Consider the following 16,943-nt stretch of genomic DNA (forward strand, 5'->3'; position numbering starts at 1 on the left):
GCCTACAGTGCGTGAATGCGCCAGCCGACCGAGTGGGATGCGCCGGGTTCGAGCACGATCAGGTCCGTCCCCGAGTTGAACGCGTCCGGCGGGCAGGTCATAGGCTCAGCGGCCAGGCCGAGCCGCGAGACCGCTGGATCCGGCTTGTCCGCGGTGTGAATCTGTACCCAGGGGCAGCCACGGTCGAAGGTGATGGCCGTTCCCTTGCCGTCTGAAGCGCGCACCGAGACGGTGGCGGTGGCGTCGTCGTCGTAGTTGATGCCCGTGTAGGCGTGGTCCACGAATGTGTCCCCGATGAGGCGAGGCTCGCGGAAATCAAAGTGCGACGACGCGACGTCGGTCAGTTCCATCGGGATCAGCCGGTCTTCGGTCACCTGGAGGACCGATGACGCCGGCACCTCCAGCGTCCAGTCGTCCACCAGTCCTTCGCCGGCTACCAGGTAAGGATGCGCCGACGCCCCATAGGGTGCTGCTGACGGGCCTGGATTCGCGGCGGTGATCGTAGTGGTGAGGCCGCTGTCGTCGAGGGAGTAGAGCACTTCGACCTCAAGCCGGAACGGGTATCCCTTCTGCGGGATAACGGATGCGCTCAGGCGGACCGAGGCCGGCGCCTGGCCTGCGAGCGTCCAGTCCACCCACCCGAGGAGGCCGTGAATGGCGTGGGAGCGCTGAGGCTCGGTGAGGGCGAGCTGATGTGCCGCGCCGTTGAATGAGTACTTGCCGTCCACCACCCGGTTGGGCCAGGGCGCCAGCACCGCGCCGCGGAAGGAGGGACGGATCTCCTCGGCATCATAGGGGACCACGAGGTCGCGGTCGTTCCGGCGTAGGTACCGCAGGGTTGCTCCGACGCTGGCGATCGACGCCGTGTACGCGCCGTGCTGGAGGGTGTACTGGGTACCGGACAGTGGAGTGGAATCGGTGGTCTTCATCGAACCCAAGTCTAGGGCGTGGCCTCTCCGACGTGGCATTTTCAGGACACAGGTCAGGCCGTGTCCACCAGTTTCGCGTACACCACCAGGTTGTCCTCAAACTCGCCCGACGACGCCGCGAAGTCATCACAGGTGATGAGCCGCAGTTCCGCCTGGTCCACCGGGAAGTAGACGGCTTTCGTAGGGAACTCGTTCTTGGAATAAACCTCGCTCTGATAGACCTCGAAGATAGCGGTTGAGCCGTCTTCACGATCCACCGTGATCCGGTCTCCCGGTTTCAGGGCTTCGAGGTTGTAGAACACCCCGCTCTGGTCGGCCGTGGAATTCACGTGTCCGAGCAGGACAGCCGGTCCCTGCTCCCCTGGCGTGGGAGAGCCGTTGTACCAGCTCGCCGGTGCCCCTTCATGCTCCGGCGGCACCTCCAGCGTGTCATCGTCCCGCAACCCTGTTTCGATGATTTCCGCCTGCCTGTCCAGGGCTGGGATGGTGAAGCTCACCGGTTTCGAGGCGTCCATCGCCAGCTCCATCTCTGGCGGCGCATCGGCAGCGGACGACGACGGCACCTCAGAAGGTGTGGACGGCGGTGTCGGCGCCACCGGGGAGGGCGACGATGAGGCGGTGTGCGGGTTCCCGGACGGTTCCCCGCCCGTACCGCAGGAGGTCAAAGGCAGGAAGAGGAGCGCCGCCCCCGCGGTAAGGCGGAGGCGGCGATCCCGAGCACTGTTGTTCATGAGTGCTTAGCGGTCGGCAACCATGCGCCGGCGAACTGCGTACGCACCACCGGCTGCGGCAAGCAGGCCGCCGCTGAGCAGAGCGACGCCCGTGCCGTTCGCATCGGAAGCAACCGGTTCGGAAGCGGTCACACCCGTGTCTGCGCCGCCGACGGGCTGCATCTCAAGCGGTCCGCACAGTGCCGGTGCGGTTGCGGCAAGGGGAAGCTCCTCAGCGCCGGGAAGTCCGCTCATGGTTTCGGTGGCTGCAGCCGGCTGGTTTGCCGGATCCAGTCCGTGAACCACCACTACGCCCGTTCCGGCAGCAAGGGCGTCCTGGGTTTCCTGGTTCAGCTCAAACGTCCGCTCGTAGGTGTAGCTGCTGCCCGAAGGGGCAACGGTTATATCCGTGCCGGCTTCAGGTCCGGTGCTGCCCTCGAGGGACAGGGTGGTACCGATTGAGCCGTAGGCAGGCTGGCCCTCGACGGTGCTGAGAACACCGTCGCCGTTGGCGTCATCGGCCATGGTTGGGCAGGTGCCCTGCGCGCCGATGTGGATGTGCTGCACGTGCGGGTAGGGACCGTCCATGAATGTCTCGGCAAGACCGCTGGTCTTCACCGTCACGGTGGCCTCAGTTCCATTGACGTCGATCCACGCTGTGCCCGACGCACCGCTGTTGTTCAGCTGGTTCAACGTCGTGGAATAGGACCCGGCCGCGTGATCGGCCATTGCAGGTGCTGCTGCCATGGTGGTGAGCCCGAGGGCTACGGCGGGGGCTAGCAGAGCTAGTTTCTTCTTCATCAGAGTTACCTCCTCATCGGAAAATGCAAGGTTCAGCTCTTGAACCCACATATCTGGCCTTCGGAGTGCCTTCCGTGAGGGATTGGGGTGCTTCCGGTTTCGATTCGATAACGCGGAAGTCGCCAATGTGCAGACCGACGACGGCCGCTAACCTTCCGAGGGCAGGTCCACCGTGTCATTCAGGCTCAGGCACTGCTCGGTCTGCTCGACCTGAGAAACTGCGCCGCCGAGGTCAACCAGAACCGTACTGGAAGCGACCTGGTTCGGATCGAAGAGAACTTCCACGGCCGGGTCGCGGCCATACGTGGTGGCTGTCCAGATGTCATTTTCCGTGGATTCCTGGATGATCCAATCCACATCGTTCACCGACGCGCAGGCATCGGTGGTGGGTCCCGGAATCTGGACACCGCAGCGCAGGACAACCTGCGACGGGTCACCCCATGCTGCTGTTGCCTGGCTGTTGGTTTCACGCAGTTCGTTGCCTGCGACCTGCTCGGGCAGCGCGATCATCACGCTCGCGCAGGCCGGGTTGACCGCATCCGGAGCAGCATCGACATCGACAATGGGGGAGCATGCGCTCAGCGACGCCGCGAGGAGTAAAGCGGCGACCGGCATGAAGGAACGCGGTTTCAGAGGCATTGACCCAGTTTATGGGTGTTTCAGGCGGCAAGGACCCGAGGGCACTGGACTGTCAGTCCTCGTAGGAATCGGCAAGCTTCCTGCGTTCGTGTTGGCGTCTGCTGTAGGTGGCCTCGCGAATCGCCTCGTCGCTGTCGAAGTTCGAGCCGAGAGCTCCTGCGATGGTGCCAGCCACGACAGTTTCGCGCAGTGGACGAGACCGGCAGGGCGCTCCAGCGCTGTCCCGCCGGGGTCGGCAACCAGCCCAAGCGTTACTTTCCTCATCGGCGCATCCATTCCGAGTATCGCCCTAGGGCGAGGGGCAGCGAGGTGTTCAGGTTCGTGGTTCCCTCCCCGGCGGTTGGCGCGGCGTCGTCGTTATTGGTCTTGGCTCGACCAGCGGTACTGTTACCGGTTGCGCTGCTGTAAGACGCAAGAGGCGACCGTCGATCCACACCTGCTGATCCGTCCCATCCTCATCAAGCATCCGCACTGTGGTCCCCGAGCGGAGGATCTCGACAGCGATCCGGCTGCCCTGCCACCTCAGCCGGAAAGCAATTCGGTTCAACCGTGCAGGTAGGCGGGGAGCAAGGCGCAGTTGCACATCATCCATTGTCAGACCACCGAAACCACTGACCAGCGCGAGCCACGCTCCGGCCATCGCCGCGAGGTGCACGCCGCGGTGGCTGTCGCCCCGCACATCCCGCAAGTCCGCCAGCGCAGATTCACGCAGGTAGGCGAGGGCGAGGTCGAGATGCCCTGTCCGTGCACAGACAACCGACTGAACGGCGGCGGACAGCGATGAATCACGGACGGTGCGCTGCTCGTAGTACTCAAGATTGCGGGCGCTCTGGTCCTCGGTGAAGGACTCCGAACACCACCACAAAGCAAGTACCAGGTCCGCCTGCTTCACAACCTGCCGTCGGTAGATCTTGGCGTAGTGCGAGTGCTCCTGCACCGGATAAGCGTCCCGGCGGCCCTCAAAGTCCCATTCCCGGTAGGTCGTGAAGCCGTCATTGGCCGGGTGGACCTGGCGGAGGTCGTCGTACGGCACGTACATGGCACCGGCCACTGCGCGCCACTGATCCACCTCGGACTGGTTCACGCCGAGCCGTGCGGCGGGTTCGGTATAGGCAAGACAAGCGTCAGCCGCCGCGGTGAGATTGCGCTGTGCCATGAGATTCGTGAAGACGTTGTCGTCCACCACCCCTGTGTACTCATCAGGCCCGGTCACACCGCGCAGGTGGAAGCGCCCGTCGTCGTCCTGATGAACAGTCGACGCCCACATGCGGGCTGTTTCAATAAGGACATCCACGCCGGCAATTTCGGTGAGCGGCCGTCCCGTTGCGTTGGCATGCAGGGTATAGGCACGGGAGATGCCGGCATTGAGGTGCATGGCCGCAGTGCTCGCTGGCCAGTATGCCGAGACCTCGTTCCCATCGATCGTGCGCCAGGCGAATGAAGCTCCCTTCACGCCCAGGACGTCGGCGCGCTCGCGGGCGGCATCCAGGGTTGATGCCCTCCAGCGAAGGAGCCGCGCAGCGCCGTCAGGATTGAGCAGCGTCAGCGTGGGTGCGACGAACCCTTCGATGTCCCAGAACGTGTGCCCGCTGTATCCCGGTCCGGTGAGCGCTTTGGCTCCGATCGGGGCGTTACTGAGGCAAACCGATGCCTGGAGAATATGAAACAGATCGAAGCGGAGAGCCAGCTGAAGGTCCGTCTCGGGGTCCACTTCCACGTCCGAGTCGTCCCAGAACCCATTGAGGAAAGCGCGTTGGTCAGCGGCGAGGCCTTCCCAACCGCGGCTCCGCGCATCACTCATCGCCGCGAGCGCTTGGGCGGCGAGGTCGGTAGGGGAGTCATCGGCTGACCGTGTATGGGTCAGGTATTTGACGAACGCCACCTTTTCGCCCGGCTCGAGGTCAGCAACCACGGTTGTGAGCACCTCGTCCTGGCTGCCGGAGGTGGAAACGTGGGCGCCCGCAGGAAGCTGAACGTCGTGTTGAGCCATCGCGGCTACACCGATCCGGCTGCCGCGTGTCCTATGTACGAGCAGCCCGCCGACTTCGTAGACCCGGTGGAAGCAAGGAGCGAAGGGCTGCGTGAGCGCTTCGCCGACCCGGGGATCGGGGTTATCCACCTGCCGGGCGGTCCGGTTGACAGCCAGGTCCGAACGAACAACTACTTGGACCGCTGAGTCCACCGCTTCCACTTCATAACGGATTGCTGTGGCTGAGCGTTGCGTCAATGAAACCAGCCGGGTGGAGCGCAACCGCATGCGGCGGCCACCGGCTGTAGTCCACTCCGTCTCGCGATCCAGCGTTCCCGCGCGCAGGTCGAGAGTGCGCGCATGCCGTTCGAGGGGTGCGTGCCGGATGTCGAGCGGCTCGCCGTCGACCTCCACCGTGATCAGTGTGCCGTCTGCAACGCCCACTATTGCCTGGCCCCGGTCTGGATGCCCGTATCCGTCCTCCGGGTAGGAGAGCGGATGGAACTCGAACACGCCTGACATGAATGTTCCGGGGAAAACGCCCGGTTCTCCTTCGTCCAAGGTGCCGCGCGTCCCGATGTATCCATTGGACAGTGCAAAGACGGATTCTGCGACTTCAGGCCCATCCCAAGCGAATGCGGACTCTGTAATCCGCCAGAAGTCTGTCTCGATCGGAAGGTCGGCCACACAGTAATGCTAACCGTACTGATGATTGGCCCGCACGGCAGGCCTACCCGTGTACGTCCCGCGCCCGGCGCGCTGCGGCACGCAGTTCACCGAGGTTGAGTTGGGGTCTGCCGCCGGACTTACCAACTACCTCCGCGGAGGCTGCTGCTGCCAGCCATGCGGCGGACCGCGGGTCATCGTCCTGCAGGAGGCTGATAGCCAGGGCGGCGACAAACGCGTCACCGGCGCCGGTGGGGTCCACTGGATCTTCATCTAGCAGTGGCAGCACCACGAGCCCTTCAGCCCACGCCACCACGTTTCCGCCGGTGGGGCAAGCGAGGGCGGCGATGCGCGGACCGGCCTCGACGAGGGACTGCGCAGCTTTGATGGTGTGAGCCAGATCGCGGGGTTTCCATCCAAGCAGTGCTTCGGTTTCCTCCGCATCGGCGCGCACGACGGCGGCGCAGCGCAGTACCAGCTCACGCGTCTCCCTATCCGGCGGGGCGCCGTCCGTCACTACCATTGCGCCGCCGGATGCAGCGACGTCGAGCGCCATCGAGACGGCCTGAGCGGGCTGCTGCAGTTGAACGAGCACGGCGTCCGCCGCACCCAGCACCTCTTTGCTCGCGCGGAGGTCTTCCGCCGTCAGCAGCACCCGTTCATCGACATCTTCAAAGAGGCGTCGAACTCCACCGGACTCGACGATGTCCACGAGCAGGGCGGTTGGGGCACCCTTCCGCCGAATGACACCGCCAACGCCGATACCGTCCGCTGCGGCTTGACCCGTAACGGTGCGGCCGGGCTCGTCATCCCCGACGACGCCGACAAGTTCCACTTCTGCCTTCAGCTGACGGCACGCGACCGCCTGATTAGCTCCCTTCCCGCCGAGCAGCTCGGAACGCTCCTGCACGGGAACCGAGCGTCCTTCTGCCGGCATCCCTTCGATCCTCAGCACGAGATCCCTCGCCACCTGACCCACAACCACGACACTCGGCATCGCTTTCCTCCTTGCTTGGTTCCGCAGAAACAGTCAGGATTCGACGTCGGCTGCGTCTATTGCCTTGTCGGTGACAATCGGCATCAGAACCAGCAGGGCCAGCGTCAGCACTCCCATGATTCCGAACATTGCCTGAAGTCCAAGCCACGTCGCAAGAAGACCGCCGGCCGCTGCGCCCAGCGGCATGGTGCCCCAGGCGAGGAGACGGTAGGCGCTGTTGACGCGCCCCAGCAGGTGATTGGGCGTGATGCGCTGCCGGAGGGAGACGGTGATGACATTCCAGAGCATGACCAGCACACCGCCCACGAAGAACACGAAGCCAAGGATGTAGGGGTTGTCCGTGAGCGCAGGCGCGCCCACAAAGAACGATCCGCCGAAGATCGTCAGCGCCAGCGACTTTGACCGGCCCAGTTTCCGCTCCGCCCATTCCGAGATGAAAGAGCCGAGAAGTGCGCCGACCGCCGAGGTTGTGAGGAGCACTCCAAAGCCGACCTCTGAAAGTTGCATCGCTGACGACGGTCCGACGGCAAAGAGCACGAACAGGGCAAAGGCCGCACTCGAGGCAAAGTTGAAGGTGCCGGTCATGACGGCGAGCGTGCGCAGGATCTTCTGGTGCCAGAGGAAGCGTAAGCCCTCGGCGATGTCGTGCCGCAGCGTCGTTTTTTGTTCCCGTTCGATCCGGAAGTTTCCTCGCACCAGGAACAGTGAACCCACGGCTGCGAGCCACAGGACGGCTGGAACTGCGAACCCGCCGATTACTCCGGCTGCCACGAGCAGCCCGCCCAACGGAGGACCAATGAACTGGTTGGTGGTCAGTTCAACGGCGTACAGCCGCCCGTTGGCCCGTGAAAGCTGATCGCGGTGCACCAGCTGCGGCATGATGGACTGCGCGGACGTGTCATACAACGTTTCAGCGACCCCCACCAGCAGTGCGATGACATAAAGGGCCCAGATCGAGCCGAGATCGAGCAGGATCACCGCAATGAGCATGGCCGGTAAGGCTGCCCGGGTGAGATTGGCGACGAGCATCAGCCGACGGCGGTCCAGGCGGTCCGCAAGGGCGCCGGCTGTCAGCGCAAAGAGAAGCCATGGCAGGGTAGCGACGAACGACACCCCGGCGATCAGGGTGGGCGACTGCGTGAACTGGATGGCAAGCAGCGGCAGCGCAATCTTGAACACACCGTCGGCGAGGTTTGAGAGACCGGATGATGTCCATAGCTTCCAGTAGGAAGCGCCGAGCGGCGCACGGGCCTGTTCATTGACCTGCACTGATTCGCTAACCATGGGTGAACAGTCCCACAGCGATTGGGAAAACTCAAGGACAAGGGGAGGGAGTTGCTCAGGGAGCTCTCCTGCCCGCTCGGTAGCATAGGGCCAGCAACTATGGCAGGGAGCGTCCGTATTGACCACGCATGACTACACTGATCCCGTTCCGCAACGCGCCACGAAGAAAAAGCGGCCGCTGCGCACGGCCGTGCTGGTGCTGCTCGGCGTCGTTCTCGCACTTGCGGCACTTCTTGCCGGCTACCTGATCAGCCTCGCCATAGCGTTCGAGACCAAAACGAACACCATCGAACCAGCGTTTCCGGACTCGTCAACGCGGCCCGAGCGTACAGCGGCCGCAGAAGGCGCCATGAACATCCTGCTGATGGGCAGTGACGCGAGGCCGGAGGCAACAGAAGACGGATTCACCGATTCCCGATCCGACACCATGATGCTTGTGCACATCCCTGCGGACCGGGAGAACGTTTATGTCATGTCAATCCTGCGTGATACCTGGACGGAAATCCCCGGGCACGGCGAGAACAAGATCAACGCTGCGATCTCGCTCGGAGGAGTGCCGCTGGTTGTCCAGACCGTCGAGAACATGTTTGATGCGCCCGTTGATCACGTGATGATTGTCGACTTCGAGGGTTTCAAAGGCCTCACGGACGCTCTGGGAGGAGTGACCGTCGACAATCCCATTGCTTTCGAGTCCGAAGGAACAGAGGGGGAGTTCTTCGAACAGGGCCCGGTCACGCTCGACGGCGAGTCGGCGTTGAAGTTCGTGCGTGAACGCAAGGCGTTCAGAGACGGTGACTTTCAGCGGGTACAGAACCAGCAACTCTTCATCAAGGGCATCATGTCCGAACTGTTGACTGCCGAGACCTTCACCAACCCCGTGAAGCTCAGCCGGGTCGTGAATGAAATATCCCCCTACCTGAGCGTCGATGCGGACTTCGGCGCGCTGACCGCCGGTTCCCTCGCGCTCGGTATGTGGCAGGTCCGGTCCGAGGACGTCGTCTTCTTCACGCTGCCGAATCTGGGAGTCGGAACTTCGCCGGACGGCCAGTCCATCGTCGTGAAGGATGAGGAAGCAATAGCCCGCATCGCTGAGGCACTCGATCAGGGAACACTGGGGGAGTATGTGGACAACACCAACGCAGGCTAGTACGGGTGGAGCCCAGGATCAGTCAGGGCTGACCGGAGTCATCACGGATGTCATGAGTGCGCTCGGCGAGATTGGTGTCGGCGTACTCGTGCTCCTGGAAACGGTCTTTCCTCCGATCCCGAGTGAAGTCGTCCTGCCGCTGGCCGGCTTCCTGTCCCAGCGAGGCGAGATGAACGCGGTGCTTGTACTCGCGCTTGCCACCCTTGGTAGCTTCATCGGCGCTCTGCTCCTGTACCTACTCGGTGCGAAGCTGGGCGAGGAACGTGTGGTGCGCGGGCTCTCCAGGCTGCCGCTGGTGGACCGCGACGACTTCGAGCGGGCGGCGCGCTGGTTTCACCGCCATGGTCGCTCGGCGGTCTTCTTCGGCCGGTTGATACCGGGTGTCAGGAGCCTGATTTCCCTGCCGGCGGGTGCCGAACACATGCCGCTGGCCACGTTCACTCTCTTCACCGTCGCAGGAAGTCTGCTGTGGAATGTGCTGCTCATCGGCCTGGGCTATTTCCTCGGAACCCAGTACCACCTTGTTGACCAGTACTCCCAGTACTTTGACCTTTTTCTTTATGCGGCTCTCGCCGCTTTTCTCGGTTGGCTCATCTTCCGACGGGTACGACGACGGAGGGCAGGCTAGTCCCGCGGCTCCCTTCCTGTGGGTGCTGACTGCCCTTGTCCACAGGCGACACCCGAATGTGCGGGGTGCAAAGTACGGTGGAAGTATGCCACTTACCGTCAGCCAGCTGAGCGAATCGGCCCTGCTCGAACGCATTCTGCCGCGTCTTCACAGCCCTGTTGGCAGCCCCCCAAGTGTGCTTCTCGGCCCGGGGGATGACGCCGCCATCGTTGCCGCTGCGGACGCACGGGTGCTCATCTCCATCGATACCCAGGTCCAGGACATGGATTTTCGGCTGCACTGGCCCAATGGGTACAGCACCACCGGGTTTGACGTCGGGTGGAAGGCCGCCGCGCAGAACCTGAGTGACATCAACGCGATGGGTGGTCGTGCCACCTCCCTCGTCGTCAGTCTCACACTGCCCGGGAACACAACGGTCGAGTGGGTTGAGGACCTAGCGGACGGCCTCACGGCGGCAATTCATGAGCTGAGGGCTTCCACCTGTGCAGTAGTCGGGGGTGACCTGGGGCGTGGAACCGAAATTTCGGTCACTGCGGCGGTTACGGGTTCACTGGACGGGCGCCCTCCGGTGCTGCGGTCAGGAGCGCAGCCGGGAGACGTCGTCGTACTGGCCGGAACGGTAGGGCGCGCCGCGGCAGGATTGGCGCTGTTGGAGTCAGTGCATGAATACGGTTCGCTGGAAGAGAAACTACGTGGGTTCATTCGTGCGCAGTGCCGGCCGCGTCCGCCGCTGGAGTCGGGACCAGCGGCCGCAGCGGCCGGTGCAACCGCAATGATGGATGTTTCCGATGGCCTGGTGCGTGATGCAGGAAGGATCGCCGCGGCCAGCTCCGTACACATTGACCTGGATCCCGAAGCCCTGCGGTATCTCGGCGAACCGCTTCGCGGAGTCGCGAGCCTGCTGGGAATGGACCCGCTGGAATGGGTTCTGGGCGGGGGCGAAGACCATGGGCTGCTGGCCACCGTTAACCCAAACGTTATGCCGCTGGCAGGATTCACTGCGGTAGGCTCGGTAGAGGCCGGACATGCCGAAGTGACCGTCGGGTCACAGTCTCCAGCCAACGTGGGATGGGATCACTTTGCAGACTAAAATCACCGCAAACGCGACTGCGATGAAGCGATGGTTGAGCAAGGCTGAAGTCTCCCTTGGCAACCACAGCGACCGCCTCAATGCCATCAACATTTTTCCTGTAGCTGACGGGGACACCGGCACCAACCTCTACCTGACCGTTCGGGCAGCAGCGCAGGCTGCAGCGGATCATGACACCCATGACCTCGGTGACTTGCTGAAGGTTGCCGGACAGGCCGCCATGGAAGATGCGCGTGGCAACTCCGGGACGCTCTTCGCCGTCTTCCTGTCAGCAATAGCAGAGCCGCTGCACGGCGCGTCCCGTCTCTCGGGGCCGTTGTTGGCCACCGCACTGAACCGCGCCCAGATCCGCAGTTGGTCGGCACTCAGTGACCCTGTTCCCGGCACCATGCTTTCGGTGCTTGAGGCCGCATCGGTCGGAGCTGCCACCGTGGACCAGGCCAACGAGGGAGATGACAGTAACCACGCCCTCGCCATGACTCTGCAAGGAGCAGTGGAGGCGGCACTTGAGGCTGTCGTGCAGACTGAGAGCCAGCTTGGCGCACTCACTGAAGCGAAAGTGGTTGATGCCGGTGGTGTGGGGTTCCTGCTCATCATGGATGCGCTCCGCGCGGCCTCACTCGGTGAAGAATTGCTGGACGAACTGCTTGACGGCCTTCATGGCTATGACGTCCAGGCGCCGCACATCCACAACGGGATGCCGGCCGAGGGCGTCGAGGTTATGTGTACCATCAACCTCAGCCCGCTGGACGCTGCAACTCTTCGGCTTCACCTCGACGAGGTGGGAGATTCCGTCATTATGAGCGCAGTAACGGAGGTCGAGGAGGGCTATCGCTGGCGCGTGCACGTCCACGTTCCCGAAGCCGCCCTGGCACTCAGATACATCGAAGAAGCGGGGCAGCCCAGTCACATCGCCGTGACCCAGCTCGCCGGTGCCGGTGCTGTCAGCCCCCAGGAACCGAGGTATTTCGAGCAACAGGAACGTTACGGGTCCTGACGTCGGTCCGCGGTCATCCGCCGCAGGTACCGCTTGTTCGGCGCTAGGCTGGAACCGGAAGCGCGTCGCAGGCGCTCCGCCTGCCACCGAAGGACGGAAACCGCACGATGCGCACTGCCACCCGAAAAGCGACAGAACGATCCTCCCGTTTCGGGTTCGCCTTCATCGGCGTTCTGCTCATCGCCGTCAACCTTCGGGTATCTTTTGTCAGCGTTGGGCCGGTTCTCGGGAATATCAGCAGCGACCTTCAACTCTCGAGTGCCGCAGCAGGATTCCTCACTGGTTTGCCGCTTATCGCATTCGCGGTCTTTTCGCCCGTAGCTCCGGCGTTCGCTTCCCGGCTCGGACTTGATCGGGCGCTTTGGCTGTCCCTGCTGATCCTTGCGTCAGGCATAGTGCTCCGTTCCATACCGGTGTCGGGCCTGATTTGGGTGGGCACCGCCTTGATAGGCCTCGCCATCGCGTTTCTCAACGTCCTTGTTCCTTCCCTTGTGAAGCGGGACTTTCCAACCAGGGTCAGCCAGATCACCGGCAGTTACACAGCAACACAAGCCGCGTTCGCCGCGATCGGGGCCGCCGTCGTCGTGCCGGTGGCACAGACGTCGCCCGCCGGATGGCGGCTGGCGCTCGGAATTTGGGTGGGACTGGCGTTGATTGCCATGGCAGTCCTCCTGCCCTGGCTGCGCAGACACGCCTCTGACACCGTGCGCGTTTCAAAACCCGAGGCGACCTACCGGTCGCCGTGGTCTTCGGCGTTGGGTTGGCAGGTGACGCTGTTCATGGGACTGCAGTCAATCGCCTTCTACGTTCTGATGGCCTGGTTGCCGACCATCGAGCAAAGCCGCGGCGTTTCGGCGACAACGGCGGGGCTGCACCTGTCCGTGTTTCTTCTTGTCAGCGTATTCGCCAGCCTTGCTGCCGGCGGAATCCTTCATCGGGGTGCAGACCAGCGAATGATGTCCTTCACCAGCGGCGCACTCACTTTCGTGACGTTTGTCGGGCTGGCGGTTGCGCCGGACCTCACATTGCTGTGGGTGCTCCTGGGAGCGATTGGATGCGGAAGCCTCATTGTCATCGCTCTGTCACTCTTCAGCCTGCGGACGGTCAACTATCCGCAGGCCGCAGCCTTATCCGGCATGGCGCAGTCCGTCGGTTATGGCCTCGGCGCGGTTGGACCGGTCATGTTCGGTGGCCTGCGTGATCTCAGTGGCGACTGGACGCTTCCGCTGCTCGTGACTGCAGCCATCATGGCAATGTTGGCCCTGACGGGCGTGCTCGCTGGGCGGGACCGGGTGATCAGCGGCCCTTGAGCACGCGGGTCTGAGGTCAAACTACGCTGAAGCGACCAGTTGCGGCTCGGGCACCGGTCCTGGAGCGAGCAGGTTGTCACGGGTGGCATTGATCACGCTGATCAGTGCGGCGCGCAAATCTTCTTCCGCATAGCCTGCACCGCCAAGAGGTACACCTTCACCCTGCTGCACCTCATCGAGGATTGTGCGGCCCGCGGGAGTGAGGGCGACGAAAGTCACCCGGCGGTCCGACTCACTCTTTTGCCGCGTGACCAGCGCGCGCATCTCCAGCCGTTCCAGAGCTTTACCGACTGTCTGCGCCTGAACCCGCACGATCTGCGCCAATTTCACTTGGCTCATCGATCCCGCAGAGGCCAGCACTTTCAGGATTGTCACACCGGAATGTGTAACGCCGATGCTGCGCAACCGCTCGTTGTCACGGTTTTCATTGAGCCGGGCCGCTGTGCTCAGCAGGCGGCTTGTTGACCAATACGACGTGTCCATGCCTTGACCTTCTAACCCCGAAAGAACGACTGCACCGGCGAAGTGCTGCGCTCTGTAACTTGACCCGGTGGGACGGCACCGGCGACGCCAGACGCTGCGGGGTACGAGACCCATTGGAGATGCGAAGGGCGCTTAGTGAAGTATCCTATGCGATGAAAGTTGAGGTTTGGACCATTGAAAGGTGGAACCGTGGGCGAACTCGTCTCCTTCGAGCCTGATGAGGAGTTCGACGCACCCGGTCGGCTGACCGCGCAGACAGTGGGGACGGGTGAACGTTCGCTTCTTGAGGAGTTGCAGGATCTTGTGCTGTCCACCACGGATATGCAGGAGTTCCTCAACGAACTTGCCGTCCTTTCAGCGCGCAGCGTCAGCGGGCACGAGGAGACGGTGCTGTGCGGCATCACACTGTTGCGCCGCCGTCGGGCGGCGACTGTCGCCTACAACTCGGAGACTGCGAAGTCCATGGATGAACTGCAGTACGCCTTCAAGGAGGGTCCGTGCCTCACAGCAGCCAAGGAGCAGCGCACCATCGTCGTGGAGGATTTTGCTAGCGAGAGCAGATGGCCCGAATATTCAGAGGCGGTCTCCGGATACGGGCTGCGCTCTATTCTTTCTGCCCCCTTTACCATCGGGGCGGGAGCACACGCGGCGATGAACCTGTATTCCTACCGTCCGAGTTCTTTCAGGAGCGAGGAAGTCACTTTCGCCGAGTCATACGCGCGTCAGGCGTCAAAAGGACTGCAGTTGGCGTTGCGGATGGCACACTACAGCGAGGAAGCGGACAACCGCAGCCGCGCCATGGAGTCCCGAACGCATATCGACGTGGCAGTCGGGATCGTCATGGCGCAAAACCGCTGCTCGCAGGATGAAGCCTTCACGATCCTGCAACGGGCCTCGAACGCACGCAACGTGAAGCTGCGCGTGATCGCCGCGGAGATTGCCCAACGGGTTTCCGGCGCGTCACCTGCAACCCACTTCGACGGGTAACGGGATCGTCAGAGCGCGGCGCTAAGCTCGACACTACGTCTCGCTGGTTCCTGCTGCTCAGGAAAAAGGCTTTCAGGAAGGTATATGAAGAACAGGCGCCCGCCCGAGCTTTCCGCACCATTGGACCCCAAATTGCTTGGCACCAAAGTGGTTAAGGTTTTTGGGGAGAGCCTTGAGATTCACTCCGTCGGAGCGCTTCTGAACCACTTTCCCCGTACTTACCTTCCGCCTGGGGAGCTGACGGGGTTGTCCGGCGTCCCGCTCGATGAAGACGTCACCCTGGTCGCCCGGGTGCAATCGGCAAACTCGCGATGGATGCGGACGCGCAAGGGCAAACTGCTGGATGTTGTTATCACCGACGACGACGCCGGGAGTCTCGGGACCATGCATGTCACCTTCTTCAACGCTCATGTTGCTGAACGACAGCTCACCGTTGGAACTCGCGCCGTCTTCTCCGGAAAAACGGGCAGTTACCGGGGACAGTTGACCCTCACCAATCCACGGTTCTCGCTACTCGATGAAGACGACGCCGGCATGGACAAGCATCTCGTGCCTATCCCCGTGTATCCGGCGTCTGAGCACATCAGCAGTGATCAGATCAAGAAGTCCATCGAGAAGGTACTTGACACCCTCGTTCATTCACAGCTGAATGACCCGGTTCCCGCGCACATCGCCCGCCGTGACCGGCTGATGAACATCACCCAGGCCTATGAGTTGATCCACCGACCTGCCGAGGTGGAGGATGCCTACCGTGCCCAACACCGTTTCCGTTACCAGGAAGCGTTGGTCCTGCAGACTGCCTTGGCACGGCGACGGGCTGAAGTCCTCGCAGAGGAGGCAACGTCACGCCCGCTGATCCAAGGTGGGTTGCGCGATCAATTTGATGCTTCGCTGCCGTTCACGTTGACCTCGGGCCAACAGCAGGTGGGGGAGGAGCTTGCAAAGGACCTTGCCGGTGCCCATCCAATGAATCGGCTGCTTCAGGGCGAGGTTGGGTCGGGAAAAACGCTTGTTGCCTTGCGGGCGATGCTGCAGGTCATTGACGCAGGGGGGCAGGCGGCCCTTCTGGCACCTACTGAAGTGCTTGCGGCGCAGCACCATCAATCCATTACTCGTACCCTCGGCCCGCTGGCTGAGGGAGGAATGCTCGGCGGGGCGGTGGACGGGACACGGGTTGTGCTCCTGACGGGGTCCATGTCAACGGCGCAAAGGCGTGAGGCGCTGCTTGCAGCCGCATCGGGTGACGCCGGCATTGTCATCGGCACACACGCCCTGTTGTCGGAAAACGTTCAGTTCTTCGATCTCGGGTTGATTGTTGTCGATGAGCAGCACCGTTTCGGCGTGGAGCAGAGGGACGCACTCCGGGCGAAGGCCGCCGCTGCGCCGCACATGCTTGTCATGACGGCTACCCCCATTCCCAGGACTGTTGCGATGACTGTTTTCGGTGACCTGGATGTATCCACCCTGACGGAACTTCCCGCCGGCCGTGCCCCCATTGCGACTCACGTCGTAGGGCTTTTCGAGAATCCCAACTGGGTGGATCGCGCGTGGGCTCGGACGCGGGAGGAGATTGACGCCGGCCGGCAGGTTTACGTCGTGTGCCCAAAGATCGGCAACTCGCAAACGGAACCTGACAGTGCTGATGCAATGGAACTCTACGAAGGTGCGCCTCCGAACAAGCAGGAACTGACGTCCGTTGTGGAACTGTTTGAGTCCCTGCAGGATGTGCCCGCCCTTGCCGGAGTGAAGATGGGCCTGCTGCACGGGCGCCTTGATCCGGCAGAGAAATCCGCCACTATGGCTGGATTCAATGACGGCGTCATCAGTCTCCTGATCTCCACTACCGTGATTGAGGTCGGAGTTGACGTTCCCAATGCCACTCTCATGGTGATCATGGATGCGGACCGCTTCGGTATCTCACAACTCCATCAGCTGCGGGGAAGGATCGGTCGCGGTGGGCACCCGGGTACCTGCCTGCTTGTCACGCAACTCGAACCGGCACACCCCAGCCGGGAACGGCTGGACGCTGTCGCTTCAACGTCCGACGGCTTCGAACTGTCCCAAAAGGACCTGGAGCTCCGCCGCGAAGGAGACATCCTGGGCGCATCACAGTCGGGAGGCAGGTCGGCACTGCGCTTCCTCAAAGTGATTCAGCATGCCAAGGTGATCGAAAAAGCCCGTCAGGACGCACAGGAACTGATCGATGCTGACCCAACACTTGCGGAGCACCCTGAGCTCGAAGAAGCGCTGGATCTCTATCTGAACGCCGAGAAAGAAGCCTTCCTCGAACGGGGATAAGCGGAACC

Annotated in this window: 16 protein-coding genes; 7 read left to right on the forward strand and 9 right to left on the reverse strand. The window is 62.7% G+C overall.

Annotation, left to right across the window (positions count from 1 at the left end):
* Window positions 1-2: 2 nt before the first annotated feature.
* From ABFX19_RS09230 to ABFX19_RS09265, 8 genes are all read right to left on the reverse strand, one after another.
* Window positions 3-929 carry an aldose 1-epimerase family protein gene (locus ABFX19_RS09230; RefSeq protein WP_277358484.1) on the reverse strand — a complete coding sequence of 309 codons (927 nt, stop codon included), beginning with the start codon at window positions 927-929 and terminating at the stop codon, window positions 3-5.
* Between the two features lie 53 nt (window positions 930-982).
* Window positions 983-1,660, reverse strand: a complete 678-nt coding sequence (locus ABFX19_RS09235) for a class F sortase (protein ID WP_346028159.1) — start codon at window positions 1,658-1,660, stop codon at window positions 983-985.
* A gap of 6 nt (window positions 1,661-1,666) precedes the next feature.
* A complete protein-coding gene (locus ABFX19_RS09240; RefSeq protein WP_346028160.1) occupies window positions 1,667-2,440 on the reverse strand; it encodes a hypothetical protein in 774 nt (257 codons plus the stop codon).
* 147 nt (window positions 2,441-2,587) lie between these two features.
* Window positions 2,588-3,079: a DUF3515 domain-containing protein gene (locus tag ABFX19_RS09245; protein WP_277358486.1), complete on the reverse strand. Its 492-nt coding sequence runs from the start codon at window positions 3,077-3,079 to the stop codon at window positions 2,588-2,590.
* 52 nt (window positions 3,080-3,131) lie between these two features.
* Window positions 3,132-3,254: a hypothetical protein gene (locus ABFX19_RS09250; protein WP_346028161.1), complete on the reverse strand. Its 123-nt coding sequence runs from the start codon at window positions 3,252-3,254 to the stop codon at window positions 3,132-3,134.
* A gap of 138 nt (window positions 3,255-3,392) precedes the next feature.
* Window positions 3,393-5,735: a glycoside hydrolase family 65 protein gene (locus ABFX19_RS09255; RefSeq protein WP_346028162.1), complete on the reverse strand. Its 2,343-nt coding sequence runs from the start codon at window positions 5,733-5,735 to the stop codon at window positions 3,393-3,395.
* A gap of 43 nt (window positions 5,736-5,778) precedes the next feature.
* Window positions 5,779-6,711 carry a PfkB family carbohydrate kinase gene (locus ABFX19_RS09260; protein WP_346028163.1) on the reverse strand — a complete coding sequence of 311 codons (933 nt, stop codon included), beginning with the start codon at window positions 6,709-6,711 and terminating at the stop codon, window positions 5,779-5,781.
* Window positions 6,712-6,744: 33 nt separating this feature from the next.
* The gene (locus ABFX19_RS09265) at window positions 6,745-7,995 is read right to left on the reverse strand and encodes an MFS transporter (RefSeq protein WP_346028164.1); all 1,251 of its coding nucleotides are present in this window, start codon (window positions 7,993-7,995) and stop codon (window positions 6,745-6,747) included.
* Between the two features lie 118 nt (window positions 7,996-8,113).
* On the opposite strand from ABFX19_RS09265, the gene ABFX19_RS09270 reads away from it, so the two are divergent.
* The 5 genes from ABFX19_RS09270 (at window position 8,114) to ABFX19_RS09290 (ending at window position 13,167) form a co-directional block, all read left to right on the forward strand.
* The gene (locus tag ABFX19_RS09270) at window positions 8,114-9,142 is read left to right on the forward strand and encodes an LCP family protein (protein ID WP_346028165.1); all 1,029 of its coding nucleotides are present in this window, start codon (window positions 8,114-8,116) and stop codon (window positions 9,140-9,142) included.
* A complete protein-coding gene (locus tag ABFX19_RS09275; protein ID WP_346028166.1) occupies window positions 9,117-9,770 on the forward strand; it encodes a DedA family protein in 654 nt (217 codons plus the stop codon). The genes ABFX19_RS09270 and ABFX19_RS09275 overlap by 26 nt, the downstream gene beginning before the upstream one ends.
* A gap of 85 nt (window positions 9,771-9,855) precedes the next feature.
* Complete coding sequence (locus ABFX19_RS09280) at window positions 9,856-10,860, forward strand: thiamine-phosphate kinase (protein ID WP_346028167.1); 1,005 nt, start codon at window positions 9,856-9,858, stop codon at window positions 10,858-10,860.
* A gap of 22 nt (window positions 10,861-10,882) precedes the next feature.
* Window positions 10,883-11,857, forward strand: coding sequence for a DAK2 domain-containing protein (locus tag ABFX19_RS09285; protein ID WP_346028413.1), 975 nt, complete (start codon window positions 10,883-10,885; stop codon window positions 11,855-11,857).
* 107 nt (window positions 11,858-11,964) lie between these two features.
* Window positions 11,965-13,167, forward strand: a complete 1,203-nt coding sequence (locus ABFX19_RS09290) for an MFS transporter (protein ID WP_346028168.1) — start codon at window positions 11,965-11,967, stop codon at window positions 13,165-13,167.
* 21 nt (window positions 13,168-13,188) lie between these two features.
* On the opposite strand, the gene ABFX19_RS09295 is transcribed toward ABFX19_RS09290, so the two are convergent.
* Window positions 13,189-13,650: a MarR family winged helix-turn-helix transcriptional regulator gene (locus ABFX19_RS09295; protein ID WP_346028169.1), complete on the reverse strand. Its 462-nt coding sequence runs from the start codon at window positions 13,648-13,650 to the stop codon at window positions 13,189-13,191.
* Between the two features lie 189 nt (window positions 13,651-13,839).
* Between ABFX19_RS09295 and ABFX19_RS09300 the strand changes: the two genes are divergently transcribed.
* Both ABFX19_RS09300 and ABFX19_RS09305 read left to right on the forward strand, forming a co-directional pair.
* A complete protein-coding gene (locus ABFX19_RS09300; protein ID WP_346028170.1) occupies window positions 13,840-14,637 on the forward strand; it encodes a GAF and ANTAR domain-containing protein in 798 nt (265 codons plus the stop codon).
* An 84-nt stretch (window positions 14,638-14,721) separates the two neighbouring features.
* The gene (locus ABFX19_RS09305; protein ID WP_346028171.1) at window positions 14,722-16,935 is read left to right on the forward strand and encodes an ATP-dependent DNA helicase RecG; all 2,214 of its coding nucleotides are present in this window, start codon (window positions 14,722-14,724) and stop codon (window positions 16,933-16,935) included.
* Window positions 16,936-16,943 lie beyond the last annotated feature (8 nt).

The sequence above is a fragment of the Arthrobacter parietis genome, from assembly GCF_039530425.1.
GTDB lineage: Bacteria > Actinomycetota > Actinomycetes > Actinomycetales > Micrococcaceae > Arthrobacter_D > Arthrobacter_D parietis.

What these genes read in the sequence shown, in the direction of transcription:
- ABFX19_RS09230 (WP_277358484.1), bottom strand. Translation starts at nt 929, where the DNA reads ATGAAGACCACCGATTCCACTCCACTGTCCGGTACCCAGTACACCCTC.
- ABFX19_RS09235 (WP_346028159.1), bottom strand. Translation starts at nt 1,660, where the DNA reads ATGAACAACAGTGCTCGGGATCGCCGCCTCCGCCTTACCGCGGGGGCG.
- ABFX19_RS09240 (WP_346028160.1), bottom strand. Translation starts at nt 2,440, where the DNA reads ATGAAGAAGAAACTAGCTCTGCTAGCCCCCGCCGTAGCCCTCGGGCTC.
- ABFX19_RS09245 (WP_277358486.1), bottom strand. Translation starts at nt 3,079, where the DNA reads ATGCCTCTGAAACCGCGTTCCTTCATGCCGGTCGCCGCTTTACTCCTC.
- ABFX19_RS09260 (WP_346028163.1), bottom strand. Translation starts at nt 6,711, where the DNA reads ATGCCGAGTGTCGTGGTTGTGGGTCAGGTGGCGAGGGATCTCGTGCTG.
- ABFX19_RS09265 (WP_346028164.1), bottom strand. Translation starts at nt 7,995, where the DNA reads ATGGTTAGCGAATCAGTGCAGGTCAATGAACAGGCCCGTGCGCCGCTC.
- ABFX19_RS09275 (WP_346028166.1), top strand. Translation starts at nt 9,117, where the DNA reads ATGTGGACAACACCAACGCAGGCTAGTACGGGTGGAGCCCAGGATCAG.
- ABFX19_RS09280 (WP_346028167.1), top strand. Translation starts at nt 9,856, where the DNA reads ATGCCACTTACCGTCAGCCAGCTGAGCGAATCGGCCCTGCTCGAACGC.
- ABFX19_RS09285 (WP_346028413.1), top strand. Translation starts at nt 10,883, where the DNA reads ATGAAGCGATGGTTGAGCAAGGCTGAAGTCTCCCTTGGCAACCACAGC.
- ABFX19_RS09290 (WP_346028168.1), top strand. Translation starts at nt 11,965, where the DNA reads ATGCGCACTGCCACCCGAAAAGCGACAGAACGATCCTCCCGTTTCGGG.
- ABFX19_RS09295 (WP_346028169.1), bottom strand. Translation starts at nt 13,650, where the DNA reads ATGGACACGTCGTATTGGTCAACAAGCCGCCTGCTGAGCACAGCGGCC.
- ABFX19_RS09305 (WP_346028171.1), top strand. Translation starts at nt 14,722, where the DNA reads ATGAAGAACAGGCGCCCGCCCGAGCTTTCCGCACCATTGGACCCCAAA.